At 61.1% G+C, this 12,644-nt stretch carries 14 protein-coding genes; 11 read left to right on the top strand and 3 right to left on the bottom strand.

The window, feature by feature from the left end; genetic code table 11:
• Nucleotides 1–402: hypothetical protein (locus tag G570_RS13915; protein WP_218915866.1), on the top strand; the 402-nt coding region annotated here is incomplete at its 5' end.
• Here the strand turns inward: G570_RS13915 and G570_RS00070 are convergent.
• The 3 genes from G570_RS00070 to G570_RS12960 are packed head-to-tail and all read right to left on the bottom strand — an operon-like array spanning nucleotide 375 to nucleotide 3,575.
• Nucleotides 375–1,853 carry a ShlB/FhaC/HecB family hemolysin secretion/activation protein gene (locus tag G570_RS00070; RefSeq protein ID WP_169731708.1) on the bottom strand — a complete coding sequence of 493 codons (1,479 nt, stop codon included), beginning with the start codon at nucleotides 1,851–1,853 and terminating at the stop codon, nucleotides 375–377. The genes G570_RS13915 and G570_RS00070 overlap by 28 nt on opposite strands.
• A gap of 41 nt (nucleotides 1,854–1,894) precedes the next feature.
• Nucleotides 1,895–2,992, bottom strand: coding sequence for a helix-turn-helix transcriptional regulator (locus G570_RS00060; protein WP_037497802.1), 1,098 nt, complete (start codon nucleotides 2,990–2,992; stop codon nucleotides 1,895–1,897).
• 4 nt (nucleotides 2,993–2,996) lie between these two features.
• Nucleotides 2,997–3,575: a TetR/AcrR family transcriptional regulator gene (locus tag G570_RS12960; protein ID WP_051503880.1), complete on the bottom strand. Its 579-nt coding sequence runs from the start codon at nucleotides 3,573–3,575 to the stop codon at nucleotides 2,997–2,999.
• Nucleotides 3,576–3,672: 97 nt separating this feature from the next.
• Between G570_RS12960 and G570_RS13510 the strand changes: the two genes are divergently transcribed.
• The 10 genes from G570_RS13510 to G570_RS00005 all read left to right on the top strand — a co-directional run bounded on the left by G570_RS13510 (nucleotide 3,673) and on the right by G570_RS00005 (nucleotide 12,492).
• Complete coding sequence (locus G570_RS13510; RefSeq protein WP_156930256.1) at nucleotides 3,673–4,581, top strand: hypothetical protein; 909 nt, start codon at nucleotides 3,673–3,675, stop codon at nucleotides 4,579–4,581.
• A 509-nt stretch (nucleotides 4,582–5,090) separates the two neighbouring features.
• Entirely contained in the window at nucleotides 5,091–5,279 is a 189-nt protein-coding gene (locus tag G570_RS13940; protein WP_245600225.1) for a hypothetical protein, read from the top strand.
• Nucleotides 5,280–5,292: 13 nt separating this feature from the next.
• Nucleotides 5,293–5,958, top strand: coding sequence for a hypothetical protein (locus tag G570_RS00040; protein WP_037497796.1), 666 nt, complete (start codon nucleotides 5,293–5,295; stop codon nucleotides 5,956–5,958).
• Nucleotides 5,955–6,761: a CPBP family intramembrane glutamic endopeptidase gene (locus G570_RS00035; protein ID WP_037497793.1), complete on the top strand. Its 807-nt coding sequence runs from the start codon at nucleotides 5,955–5,957 to the stop codon at nucleotides 6,759–6,761. Before G570_RS00040 ends, G570_RS00035 begins: the two co-directional genes overlap by 4 nt.
• Nucleotides 6,758–8,791: a M13 family metallopeptidase gene (locus G570_RS00030; protein ID WP_037497787.1), complete on the top strand. Its 2,034-nt coding sequence runs from the start codon at nucleotides 6,758–6,760 to the stop codon at nucleotides 8,789–8,791. Before G570_RS00035 ends, G570_RS00030 begins: the two co-directional genes overlap by 4 nt.
• Nucleotides 8,785–9,828 carry a L,D-transpeptidase family protein gene (locus G570_RS00025; RefSeq protein ID WP_084607385.1) on the top strand — a complete coding sequence of 348 codons (1,044 nt, stop codon included), beginning with the start codon at nucleotides 8,785–8,787 and terminating at the stop codon, nucleotides 9,826–9,828. Before G570_RS00030 ends, G570_RS00025 begins: the two co-directional genes overlap by 7 nt.
• A complete protein-coding gene (locus G570_RS00020) occupies nucleotides 9,825–10,346 on the top strand; it encodes a lysozyme inhibitor LprI family protein (RefSeq protein ID WP_037497784.1) in 522 nt (173 codons plus the stop codon). Before G570_RS00025 ends, G570_RS00020 begins: the two co-directional genes overlap by 4 nt.
• Before the next feature lie 25 nt (nucleotides 10,347–10,371).
• Nucleotides 10,372–11,100, top strand: a complete 729-nt coding sequence (gene aqpZ / locus G570_RS00015) for an aquaporin Z (RefSeq protein WP_037503155.1) — start codon at nucleotides 10,372–10,374, stop codon at nucleotides 11,098–11,100.
• Between the two features lie 38 nt (nucleotides 11,101–11,138).
• Nucleotides 11,139–12,029 carry a CPBP family intramembrane glutamic endopeptidase gene (locus G570_RS00010; protein ID WP_051503877.1) on the top strand — a complete coding sequence of 297 codons (891 nt, stop codon included), beginning with the start codon at nucleotides 11,139–11,141 and terminating at the stop codon, nucleotides 12,027–12,029.
• Nucleotides 12,030–12,288: 259 nt separating this feature from the next.
• Nucleotides 12,289–12,492 (top strand): hypothetical protein, encoded by a 204-nt coding sequence (locus tag G570_RS00005; RefSeq protein ID WP_037497774.1) that lies wholly within the window; start codon nucleotides 12,289–12,291, stop codon nucleotides 12,490–12,492.
• The last annotated feature ends 152 nt before the right edge of the window (nucleotides 12,493–12,644 follow it).

Below are 12,644 nucleotides of genomic sequence, written 5' to 3'. Positions count from 1 at the left end.
CGCCACCGGGCCCTGGTTGGGCAGCGGCGGCTGAACGACGGGCGGCTGGAGAACCGGCGTCAGTACCGGGGGCTGCTGCGGTTGCGGGATCGCCATCGGGCCCTGGTTGGGGATCGGCGGCTGAACGACGGGCGGCTGGGAGACGAGGCCCCAGTTGGGATTCGTTGGTCCACCGAGAGGAAGATCGTTTGTGTTGACCTGTGGCCGTTCTCCCCCGACCTGATCGACGACCGGCAGGCCGCCAGCGCAGGCCGCGCTCTGGTGCTTATTCCCGACGCCCCTGCACCATCCAGCGTGAAGACCTTGTGTCAAACAAGGGGACGCAATGCTCGCGACCCCGATCATGAGGGCTATCCGCAAGCTCATGACGTGCATTACCAACCTCTCGTCAATGCAAGGTAGGCGGCAACGTTGCCCGCCTTTGTGCGCGGTCCGGCCGCAAGTGGGATCGCGCCCCAGCCCGACAACTGCCATGGACCCCATCGAAGGTCGGTGCCCGCTCCGATAGACGCTATTCGCCGGGCCCGACGCTCGCCAAGCGTCGGTCGCGGTTGATCGAGCCAAGCGGCTCCGGCCGAGAAAAAGGCGAATGGCGCCAGCGAAGTGATGCTCTTGGCGCTTTGGCGCTCGAAGCTCCGGCTAATCTCGAGTGTTCCGGACACACCTGAATCGCCCTCCACCTCTGCTGGCGCATAACCTCGCAAAAATGGTGCGTGGCCAAGAGCGAACCGTTCAACTTCGGGTAGGGTTGTGCCGCTGAGTTGCGCCCGCGCGTCGAAACGAATGGTAATGTTGCTGTCGCGAGAGATCACTCGGACAATTCCAAAGTCCCCTCGCAGATGAGCAAAGCGCCTAGGCCCATCGGTAAAGGCCTGCACCTTATCATTCAGGCGAACGCCAACCGAGGTGGTGAGCGCCCAACGCATGATCCCGCCGCGCGGAAAGTCATGGCCTCCGGTCACGTGGATCCGTCCGGACATCGCGTTGCTTTCGGTCTGCGTACCTGCAACGCGTGACCGCGCACGCTGGTATTCTGCTTCCGCGATAAGGTAGAGGAAGTTTTGAAGATCGCGTCTAACCACAATGCCGAGCAATCCGCCGGCGGTCTCGCCGCGAAGCCGGAGAGGTGCCTGCGTTCGGTCGAATGTGCGACGGCCGATTACGTTGCCCGCATAGACCTCGGCATAAGTCCCGTTTGCCGCCAGCGGAACACGATAGGTGCCGAATAGGGCTGCCGAGGGGCTGTCCGACGGTTCGCGGGAGATGACGCCTGTCAGGCGCAGCAAGTCGCCGGTGATGGCGGTCCCATAGAGCTCCTGCGACACAAACCCGCGTACGGCCGTTCCGGGTCGAGCAGGAATAAACTCCACCCCAGCCACGCCTGCCTGGCGTCGAACGGTTCCGCTGATGATTAAATCGTTATTGGGCCCGTTCGGACGCAATTCAGCCTGAACTTGAATACCCGCCAAATCCGAAACAAGGGCAAGGGCGCGTTCGAATGGCGGCCGTTGGACAGGTCCCGACGAAAGCGCGGGCGCCAGGATGGCAGTCAGGCTCGGCTGGACACGCGATGGAACGCCATCGAAGACCAGACGAGCTACCGCTCCTTCATCGACCTCCACAACCTGGGAACCGTCTTCACGCCGTAGAGCGGCAGCCTCAGCAAAAATGAAGCCTCGTTCGCGGTAAAGAAGCTCGACGGTAGCTGCGAGTGTGTCGGCATCAATTTGATCTCGCGCTTCCCTGGCCCGAGAATACGCGGCCGCAGTAAGATCGCCGGCGTCGAAAACCGTCACCCCCTCAAGGCTGATTGATGGCTGAGAGTGTGTCGAAGGCAACGTGGGTTTCGACATTTGCAGCGCAGTCGAAACCAACAGCGGGAAGGCGACCGAACTTAACATGGAGGCGCGTCTATATCGCGAGAACGAAATTTACCGGGCGACATTCCGAACCAATTACGGAAGCTTCGGCCGAAGCTCGACAAGTCCGCAAAGCCAAGCCGCTCGGCGACCTGCGCCAGAGACAACGACGGATCGTTGATCAGAATAGATGCGCGTAGTCGGCGCTCCTCGTCGACGATGGTGTGGAAGCTGGTGCCGTGCGCGGCAAGTTGGCGAGCGATGGTCCGCTCAGATATTTCGGTGCCCCCAAATTCTTTCAAGCGCGGAGCGCGATTTTCAGCCGTGAGTGCTTCGGCGACTCGGGATCGAATCGCGACGACCGGCGAAGCATGCTCGCGCTGGCGTTCCTTGTGGGAGATGTGCGCTAGAGACATCTCCCACAGCCTGCTGTCCGCGAGTGAGTTGACGAGTTTCGACAACTCGGGCGAGATTTCGATTGAATTGACGAGATCGCCCGGGACCACGCGGCACGCGAAATCGTCCCAAATATCGCTTGAGCATTTCGATCGAGGCAGGGTGCAGCGCAGGCTCACCGGCCTTTCCAGCGAGAAGGAGTAGGACGCGACTAGCCGATAGGCCAGCGTCAGGATGAACATCGCCACGAAGTCGGACAAGTCGCTTGGCGGTAGCCGTGGACGAAGATGGAGAATTGTCGTCTCATCGTTATGGAGAAGCTCGGCAGCAAAATAGTCCCGCTGCACGCCGACAAGCCTTGCGAATGCCTCTAGCGCATCCGCCAAGGTTGGAGCGTTTGCGAGCGCCAAGGCTGTTAGCGGGCCGACTGGATAGCGAACATCTTGCAACGACTGCCGAAGAATGCGTTCCGGTCCCTCACGGTCAAGCACGTTTGCAATGATCAGCAGATCGTCGGCGGCCGTCAGTCTAGGTGGAAGCGGACCCGAGCCAGAAAGTGACGTCCCGTCGCGCAACCACGTCGGCCAGTCGAGCCAAGCCCCGAAGTGCATCGTAGCTGCGGCAGGCACCTCTTTTCCGGCCAGGTCTCCCAATTCTGCGATAGCGGCCAGAGCATCGGCCTTGAAATGTTCGGCCGCACTGCTGCTAGGAGGGTGAAGTGCGGCGTGCTCGGTCATCTGCTCAATTCACCGGTCCCACAGGGAGAGGCTTGCCGACGAGGAGTGCTCGAACATTGGCCGCCAGATGCTGCTGTGACGGCGGAAGCAGGCCAAGGTAGCGAAAAAAGGCGGCGCCGAATGCCAAAGCTGTCGCCGAGAAGACCCGCTCGTGGGTCTCTTGATCGGGATGCGCGGCCGTCAGCATGGCTGTCACGCGGAGAATGAAGCCGCCGTAAACGTCGGCGAGCCGTTTGCGGACGGAATCGTCTCGCAGAGCGACGTGCCAAAGCTCCATGATGATAACGTTGGTAGTGGGATCGTCGAACACCCGCTCCATAAGGAGCGTCATCACCTGGTCGATTGAGCCCTCCTTGGGCAGTCCCTCGATCTGCTGCAGCGCTCGCTCTAGTAACCGGTCGATCAGCGCGACAACCATTTGGTCGCGGTTGCCGATAAAATGGCGGACGAGTGAACGCGGCTGTCCGGCCGCAGCCGCAACATCGGCTAGGCTCGTCTGCTGGAACCCTTTTGCAAAGACACAGGACTCGAAGGCAGCCAGAATCTCTGCACGACGATCTTCCTTTTTGCTCGGTCGCCCCATTCATGAGAGCTCATCGCAAAGTTGTCAGAGGTGACAATAAACCAGTGAGGATCCATTAGCAATCCTCGTAGTGGATGGGTTGATTGCGCGTCGTCCGATGGCCGACTTTGCCAAAGAGATGTCCGAATTTGTCGATGGCTTGGATTCCTTTTGGGCAGCACCGTGTCAGTTTGATCGGTTGTCTGACTCAAGAATGGATGGTGCCACTATGACACGCTTCATCAGCATCTGCGTTTCTGTCGCCCTTATCGGCGTGCCTGTTGCCGCGTCTGCGAAAAGCGCGTCAAACCTGCGGGACCTTGTCGGCGCTCGTGCAGCGGGCGCTGAGCGGGACCTCCAACGCCGGGGGTTTTTCATTACCGACGGTCACAAGGGAGCGAATGCCAGCTACACATACTGGTGGAGCCCGTCACGAAAAGACTGTGTGATGGTTCAGACGCGCGACGGTCGCTACGCTTCGATCAACGATGTGAGCGCGGCTGATTGCAATCAACAGAATCATCACGGCTCGTCTAATGGCGCGGCTGCAGGCGTAGCGGTTGGCGCGCTGATCGGCGCAGCACTCCTCGCCCACAAGTCCGGCCATCACGATGATGGCCAGCATTATTCGGATACGCAGCGCGAAGCCGATTACGAGCGCGGATATCGCGACGGATTGCACGGACAGAGCGAGAGTTCCTACGGCCGGAACAATGACACCTACCGATCAGGTTATCAGAGCGGGGTTGAGCAGCGCGGTCGCGAGACGGCTTACGATCAGCCCTCTTATGGCGGCGGCTATGGCCGGGGTCTCGACCTGAATTCGCTCGTCGGGGCACGCGCGGCAGGTGTCGATAGCGAGTTGACGTCAAACGGCTTTCGAACTGTCGACGGCTTCCAGTCGGGCGCCAACGGCCGCGGCACGGTGTGGTGGAATGCCGGTACACGGCAATGTGTGCAGGTGATTACCGTCGATGGTCGTGCCGACAGCGTGACCGATATCGGTACGCACCCGCGCTGCCGCTAACCGATAGTCGAACCCATTCCGAGGATCCGATGATGATCTCGCATCTCAAGTCCGTGCTCGCCGCTGGCCCGTTACTGGCGATAATAGCGTGCAGCGGCTCTCCCGAGACAACTGGGAATTCTGCGCTCAACAGCGATAATAGCGCAACGCCGGCTGGTCTCCCGCTATTCGGCGACGGCTATCCCAGCAAAGGCGACCCATGTCGGAGGGTCGGCGAAAGCGCAGCGACGGTAGACTTCCTCGACGACAGTGCCGACCTCGTCGGATGCCCGAGCGCAAAGGACGCTGGGGCGCTCAGTGGGAAGGTGGTTGCGACAATTGGGGAAACGATCCTCGTCTCCGTACCCCGCAAAAGCGCGCCACTAGCGGCGTCCGAAGACGCGCTGGTGCCCGGGACCGACTTTAATGCAACGGCGGAGATTGAATGCGCAGGCTATCGGAGAGCCGCCGAAGGGCGCTGCCCGGCAGGGGTCAAGCGTAACCGAGAAGACGGCGTAACCACGGTGGAAGTGAACTGGCCGAAGGGGGGCAGCCGGGCGATCTTCTTCAAGGACGGCAAGCTGCTTGGCGCCGATACCAATGAGGCCGACGGGTCGGCCCGTTTCGAGGTCAAGGGCGAACGCAAGGCCGACGTTACCACTGTGACCATCGGCCCGGAGCGCTACGTCATCCCCGACGCCTTCGTGACCGGCGGCTAGTCAGGGGTCGACGATGGACTTCCTCAAATTACTCAAATCACTTGAGGAGCTCCTCTACGAAGTCATCGTCCTCATCGTCTTCTATCCGCGAACGTTGTGGCTGACACTTCGCCATCCACAGCGGATGATGGATTATGCGGACACGGAACTGGGAGACGTCCAGTCGGGCCAATATTCCGACACGGTCTCGCCGCCTCTGTTCCTGATGCTGACTCTGGCCCTGAGTTACGGCCTTGGAGAAGCGATGCATGTCACGCCGGCGGGGAATCTCCCATCACAGCTCGCCGATCCCGAGCGGCTGCTAGCGTTCCGTGCCGTATTGTTCAGCGTCGTTCCGTTGTTTCTTTCCCTCAAGCTTTTAAGTGACCTCAAGGTTGCTCTCGACCGCGAGACATTGAGGGCGCCCTTTTACGCGCAATGTTACGTGACTGCGCCATTCGCCCTGTCGTTCGGCCTCGCACTGTCGCTGGTCGCGCATGACGGCGTGCGTTCGAAGCTGGTCGGCCTCACAATTTTTCTTGTCGGGACCATGTGGTTTATCTGGCAGCAGGCGCACTGGTTTGCAGCCAAGCGCGGCACTGGGCTCTTCACCGGCTGGCTGACGGCCGTTGGAACCTTTGTCGCCGCGCTCGCCACTATCATCCTTCTAACTCTTCTCGTCTCAGGAGCGACGCAATGACGATAGCAGCCCGCACGCGGCTGATCGCGGCGAGCATTGCCGTGATCGCCTGGGCGCTCATCACCGTGTTCGGAAGCCTTGCCCAAGCTGGGCACGGGTCGCTGGCCGAACTGATCTCCAGCCGGATCGCTCTGGCGACCCCGGCGGCCGCGCTGTTCCTGCTGATCGTCGCGCGGGTCGCCGGGTGGCTTGACCTCGGTCTCAACCCACCGCGCCCGATAACATCGGTCAAGTTGTTCTGGCTGCTCGGCCTGTACATTGGCGTGCTCGGAACCATCGCCGCCTTAACGAGGGAGATTGCGCCGACCACGTTGCTCATCGTGGCAGTGAACACAGCCGTCGTCGGCTTTTCCGAGGAGCTCGCATTTCGCGGGGTGCTTTGGGGTGCGGCGCGCAAGGCTATGCCCTTCTGGGTAGGCGTGCTGTTCGTGTCCGGCTTTTTCGGCGGGGTGCACGTGATGAACGCGTTGATAACAGGCGAATTGGGGCAGGCGGGAGTGCAGGCACTCAACGCCTTCCTCAGCGGGATCGCCTATCTCGCACTACGCATCCGCACCCGCTCGCTGTGGCCGATCATGATTGGGCACTGGCTGTGGGACCTAGCCGTCTTCGCAAATGTCTCTGGGGCCGTCGCCCCGACCGGCACAGGAAACTCGTACATGGGTATTCTCTTAGTGGCACCGATCGGACTCTACGGCCTCTGGTTACTCCGTAAGCCCGAATTCCGGCACATCGATGACGACGAGACCGCCAGGACAATGCCGGCGCTCGCTACCAAGACCATGAAAGGACCCTTTTCATGAAGCTGATCGGACTTGCCGCGCTGCTACTCTCCAGTTCCGCGCCCATCTATGCCGCAACAATGCAACAGCGTCCCGTGATCGGCACCTGGGGCGTCGATACCGCCGGAATCGCGCGTGACGTTAGACCCGGCGACGACTTCTATCGCTACGTCAACCAAGGGTGGCTTGCTCAGGCCAAGGCGCCGGCCGGGATCCCGTTCATCGACTCCTTCGTAGAAGTTTACCTTTCGACCGAGCAGCGCGTAAAAGGAATCGTAGAAGAAGCGCGCGAAAGCACTGACGCTCCCGGAAGTCCCGAACAACTCATCGGTGACTTCCATCGTTCGGCAAGTGACATGGCGCGCCGGAACGCCCTCGGAATTACCCCGATCGCCAGTACGCTCGCCTTGGTCGGCGGGGTGACGGATCGAGCCGACTTTGCCCGGATCATGGGCTATCCGTGGATGGACGGTTTTATGGGCGCAGGCGTGCTGCCCGACGCCAATCGTCCTGGAAAAATGATCGCGGCCGTTGGCGTCGGTGGTCTCACCATGCCGTCGCGTGATTACTACCTTGCGGAGACGGAGCCATATGTTGGCTTCCGCAAGGCGCTGGTCGACTACATTGCGGGAAGCTTCCGCCGGGCTGGAATCACCGACCCCGATGCTCGCGCTGCGCGGGTGATGGCAATCGAGATGGAGATTGCCAAAAGGCAGTGGAGCACCGCGCAGATGAGGGACGCGGTACGGATGAACCGCGTAATGACCCCGGCAGAACTCAAAGTGTTTGCACCGGGCTTTCCTTGGGAACCTTTCCTTGCCGAGCAAAAGCTTAATGCTCGCCCGGAGTATAAGGTCATGACCGACAGCGCGGTTCGCGACATCGCGCAGTTGTTCGCCGAGACGCCAGTCGCCGACCTCCAGTCCTTTCTTATGTTTAAGACGCTAGATGCCTGGGCTGACTCTCTCTCCGAGCCATGGGTCCAGGCGCATTGGGAATTTCACAACAAAACGCTGTCGGACGCGCAGCAGCGCCGGCCTGCGGAACTGGAAGCCATCGGATCGGTCAGTAAGGCGTTCGGCGAAGAGATCGGGCGGATCTATGTTGCAGAATATTTCGGGGCGGCCGACAAGGCGAAGGTCAACGAGATCGTCGGATACCTTAAGGACACCTATCGCGAGCGGATCGGAATGGCCGCATGGATGGACGCACCGACTCGTGCTGAGGCGCTAAGGAAGCTCGAACAGATCACTACATTCATTGGCTATCCCGACCGCTGGCACGACCGTTCGAGCGTCCGCATCACGCCCGACGATTATGTCGGCAACCAGAACCGGCTCGCCGAATGGACTCGCGCCGACAATCTGAAAAAATTGAGCGAAGGCGCGCGAAAGTGGGAGTTCCCCTATGCTCCTCAGGAGATCAACGCCGGCTACGTCCCCTCGCAGAACTCGATGACCTATCCGGCAGGCATCCTGCAGCCCCCGTTCTTCGATCCGAAGGCCGATCCGGCGGTCAATTTTGGCTCGCTCGCGGCCGTGATCGGACACGAAATTGGCCACGCCTTCGACGATCAGGGCAGCCGCTATGACGGTGAGGGCAAGCTTCGCGACTGGTGGACCGCCGCCTCGCGCGCCGAGTTCGAGCGGCGGACAACCGGGCTAGTCGAGCAGTTCGACCAATATGAGGCCTTGCCCGGGCTGAAGATCAACGGCCGCCAGAATCTTGGTGAGAATATCGGCGACCTCGGGGGCCTTTCGGTTGCCTATGCCGCCTACCAGAAGTTCGTACACGACAAGCAAGGCGGTAAGGCACCTGTGATAGACGGATTTACCGGCAATCAGCGGTTCTTCCTCGCCTGGGCGCAGCTCTGGCGGAACATCACCAGCGAAGGGGAGACGCGCCGCCGAACGCTTTCGGATGCGCATAGCCCCGGCGAGTTCAGGGTCAATGGCATCGTTCGCAACGTTGACGGCTGGTATGAGGCATTTGGCGTGAAGCCCGGTGACGCACTCTACCTCGCCCTCAAGAAAAGGGTCCGGATATGGTGAACGCTATCATTTCCTCAGCAATCGGGTGGGCGCTCCGACCGGCGATCGCCGTAGCCCGCAAAGGTCGCTGGCTGCTTGCGCTCGCTCTTACCGCGGCACCCGTATGCAGTGTTTACGCACAGGGCGCACCCGTGTCTTCACCGATCGAATTCGCCCGCCGAGCAAGCGATCTTAAACCCGGCCAGTGGGTGTGGGCATCCGAAGTGTCGCCGAGCGGCCCGGTGCTCGTCTATGTCGACCTCAGCCGGCAGGTAGCGGCTGTCTATCGTAACGGCGTCCGGATCGCCGTCACCACCGTTTCCAGCGGCAAGCCGGGGCACGAAACGCCCACTGGGGTTTTCACGATCCTCCAAAAGGACGTGAATCACCGCTCCTCGACCTACAACAATGCCCCCATGCCATATCAGCAGCGGCTGACCTGGGGTGGCGTCGCGTTGCACGCTGGCGGTCTTCCGGGATATCCTGAAAGCCACGGCTGCGTGCATCTTCCGATGGCTTTCGCCAAGCAGCTCTTCGCCACCACCGCGATGGGCGGGACGGTGGTGGTCAGCGGGAACGCGGGGCAGGTAAGCCTCGCGTCGGACACCGGCGTGATCGCGCCCGTCCTACCGACCGGCACCAATGCGGGGCGAAGCCTCCTCCGGCCGGACGAACCCTTCCGATGGCGGCCCGAGGCGGCCCCCAACGGCCCATTGTCGATCATTGTGTCCCGCCTCGACGAGCGCGTCATCGTGCTCCGCAACGGGGTCGAGATCGGCCGCGCCCGCGCGCTCGTCGCAGACAAGTCCTCCGACATCCACGTCTATACCTACATTGGCGAAGTGGACGGTGAGCGGCGCTGGATGGTCGCCTCTAGCGGTCGCCAGAAATCCGGCCAACCGGTGCGCCCATGGGCACTCGAAGGAATCGACGTTCCGCTCGCCTTCCTCGCCGCGGTGAGGGGCGAGCTCAAGCCCGGCGCTACCATGCTGGTGACAAAATCCAGGGTGCTTCCGTCAAACAGCGGCCGGCAGCTGACGGTGCTAGCTTCGCGATGATCCCGTTGTTGGCCTTGCTTGCGCAGGCGGTCCCGCCGCCCGTCGATCAAACCACCGCAGATTGCGCGCGGCCCGTCTACGCCACCGACCAGCTAGTCTGCGGCGATGCCGAGTTGCGTGTGCTCGATCAGCAACTCGCGACGGCGTTGGTGGGCTTCGAAGCAACGTCATCGCGGTGGCTAGAGCCGCAGTCGAATTGGTTGAAGCGACGCAGCAGCTGTGCGTTCGAACGCGACCATCGGACCTGCGCCTTGTCAGCCTATCGCGAGCGTCTGGCGGTTGTACGGATCTGGCCAGTGGCGGGAGCTGCTATCCCGGTCGTCTGCAGCGACCGGCGGATCGACGCCGCGGTGTTCGAATCGGAGCGGGTCGGATTCTTCACGGGACGTCGGTTGGTCGGCGTGGCGCTGGTTGGACCTTCGCCGTCATGGAGACCTTACCTAAGCGCGGTATCAATGCATCGGCAGGTGCGGGCGCAGGGCTTGCCTGGGAAGCTGCGTTGCACCCTTGAGAACTGAGTTCAAAAGGCTGGGGGATGAGACGATGGACGGACGAAAGCTGATCGCAGAATTTGCCGGGACCTTCTGGCTGGTGTTCGGAGGATGCGGGAGCGCCGTGCTCGCTGCTGCCTTTCCCGACGTCGGAATCGGCCTACTAGGCGTCTCCTTCGCGTTCGGTCTAACCGTTCTAACCATGGCCTATGCCTTGGGCCACGTTTCCGGCGCTCATTTCAATCCTGCAGTCACCCTCGGCTTATGGGCAGGTGGGCGTTTTGCTGGCCGGGACATACTGCCTTACATCGTCGCGCAAGTCGTTGGCGCAACGATCGCAGCCTATCTTCTCTATATTGTTGCGAGTGGCGCTCCGGGCTTCGACCTAGCGCAAAACGGACTCGCCCAAAATGGTTTCGGGGACGCGTCTCCGGGGCGCTATTCAATCGGATCGGGATTGATCGTAGAAGTTGTGTTAACGGCCGGCTTCCTGGTCGTCATCCTCGGCGCCACAGACGAGCGTGCGCCCGCCGGCTTTGCGCCAATAGCAATCGGTCTTGCCCTGACCCTCATTCACCTCATCAGCATTCCGGTGACGAACACATCTGTGAACCCGGCGCGCAGCACGGGCCCAGCGCTGGTGGTTGGCGGCCTAGCCTTGGAGCAGCTCTGGCTCTTCTGGGTCGCACCGATCGTCGGAGGCATGCTCGGCGGCGTCATCCACCGGGCGGTCTTCGGTGTTAAGGACGAGCCAGACGTCGCAGGTCAGCAGCGATCGTAAGGCGTAATTCAATCTCTTCCAATCCTGAAGGACGTAAGATGAACACCGATGTGCGATCGACGCCCATATGGCTCAAACTGCTTCAGTACCCTCTGGTCCGCCTGGCGCTGCTCGGTACGCCGCTCTTCTACTGTCTCGGCTTCAGCAACGCCTTCATGGAGGAAAACAAGGGCCACCCGATCAATCAGGCGATCGCGGCCATGAGCATGATCGCACTGGCCTTTTGGATTTACGTCGGCTTCGCCCGCTACATCGAGCGGCGCGAGCCGACCGACGTTTCTCTGCGCGGCATGGGCCGCGAGGTGGGCATCGGCCTGCTCATCGGTGCGGGCCTCTACACCTGCTGCGTGCTGATCCTGATGATCTTGGGCGTGTACAAGATCGTCGGGATAAACCCGGTATCAGCGATGCTGCCTGCCGTGCCACTGGCGCTCAGCGCAGGCTTCTTGGAAGAATTGGTTTTTCGTGGCGCGCTGTTTCGGATCGTCGAAGAATGGCTCGGCAGCTGGGTGGCGCTGCTGGTCTCGTCGGTGACCTTTGGCTTTGTCCACCTGATGAACCCGGACGCAACGCTTACTGGGGCAATCTTCATATCCGTTGAGGCCGGGATCCTGCTTGCCGCAGCCTATATGGTCACTCGCCGCCTGTGGATGAGCATCGCCTTTCATATGGCCTGGAACTACACGCAATCGGCTGTCTTTTCGGGAATCGTGTCAGGCTCGTTCAACGAGGCCGGCCTGATCAAGCCGGTCATCGCCGGACCCGAATATCTTACTGGCGGAAGCTTCGGCCTTGAAGCATCGCTGACCGCCTTCCTTTTGTGCACCACGGCCGGAGTCGTCCTGCTCGTCAAAGCCGTGCGCGAAGGCCGCATCGTGCGCCCTTCTTTGGCGAGGTTGAAGGGAGACCTGCCGCCGGTCAGCCAGTAACTGGTAGCGGTAGCCGAGCGACAGTATACATCCATGTCCCCCCCCCGTTAGGCGGCGTGGAGTTCCCCACTGCGCTGCCATGCCGGCACTCTTATTGAGTAAATTCTACAGCCGACGCAGTGAGAGGCGGCAATCGCGATCTTCGAACCTAGAGCGGACTGTCAGCTTTCGGCCAGAAGCGGCCATTGAGCGGTCGTGGGCCTACGTCCGCTAACCACCCCTTGCTGACACCTGCGTCTCGACATGATAGATCTAGGCTATGAAGAACAAGCTGCTCAATGCCGCTGCGACAGTTCTGACAATTGCGGTGCTGGCCGCCTGGGTTTTCACCTTTATCTATCAGCCGCTCATCGAGGGAAAGTGGCTCGCCGTCATGACCATGATTGCGGCAGTTGCATTATGGGCAGTCTTGAAAGAGGCAGCGCGGCGAAAGGCCGAAAGAATCGATTACCGGCGGCGCTAGCGTTCGCTTTCCACTCAAACCTGCCGTAGGTCGGGGCCGTCATCCTGGCGGCAGCAATCGACCCATTGCGGACATTCGCGATCGACCTCGGGTTTATTTCCTGTATGGCCTTACAATCGCTGAAGTCATCACCAATATAACAGTAGCTACCA

Source organism: Sphingomonas jaspsi DSM 18422 (assembly GCF_000585415.1).
GTDB lineage: Bacteria > Pseudomonadota > Alphaproteobacteria > Sphingomonadales > Sphingomonadaceae > Sphingomicrobium > Sphingomicrobium jaspsi.
Note: the sequence above shows the minus strand (reverse complement) of the source record. Positions and strands in the feature narration are given on the sequence as shown.

Coding starts and splice junctions, on each gene's coding strand:
- G570_RS00070 (WP_169731708.1), bottom strand. CDS start 1,853: ATGTCGAAACCCACGTTGCCTTCGACACACTCTCAGCCATCAATCAGC.
- G570_RS00060 (WP_037497802.1), bottom strand. CDS start 2,992: ATGACCGAGCACGCCGCACTTCACCCTCCTAGCAGCAGTGCGGCCGAA.
- G570_RS12960 (WP_051503880.1), bottom strand. CDS start 3,575: ATGGGGCGACCGAGCAAAAAGGAAGATCGTCGTGCAGAGATTCTGGCT.
- G570_RS13510 (WP_156930256.1), top strand. CDS start 3,673: ATGGCCGACTTTGCCAAAGAGATGTCCGAATTTGTCGATGGCTTGGAT.
- G570_RS00040 (WP_037497796.1), top strand. CDS start 5,293: ATGGACTTCCTCAAATTACTCAAATCACTTGAGGAGCTCCTCTACGAA.
- G570_RS00035 (WP_037497793.1), top strand. CDS start 5,955: ATGACGATAGCAGCCCGCACGCGGCTGATCGCGGCGAGCATTGCCGTG.
- G570_RS00030 (WP_037497787.1), top strand. CDS start 6,758: ATGAAGCTGATCGGACTTGCCGCGCTGCTACTCTCCAGTTCCGCGCCC.
- G570_RS00025 (WP_084607385.1), top strand. CDS start 8,785: ATGGTGAACGCTATCATTTCCTCAGCAATCGGGTGGGCGCTCCGACCG.
- G570_RS00020 (WP_037497784.1), top strand. CDS start 9,825: ATGATCCCGTTGTTGGCCTTGCTTGCGCAGGCGGTCCCGCCGCCCGTC.
- aqpZ (WP_037503155.1), top strand. CDS start 10,372: ATGGACGGACGAAAGCTGATCGCAGAATTTGCCGGGACCTTCTGGCTG.
- G570_RS00010 (WP_051503877.1), top strand. CDS start 11,139: ATGAACACCGATGTGCGATCGACGCCCATATGGCTCAAACTGCTTCAG.
- G570_RS00005 (WP_037497774.1), top strand. CDS start 12,289: ATGAAGAACAAGCTGCTCAATGCCGCTGCGACAGTTCTGACAATTGCG.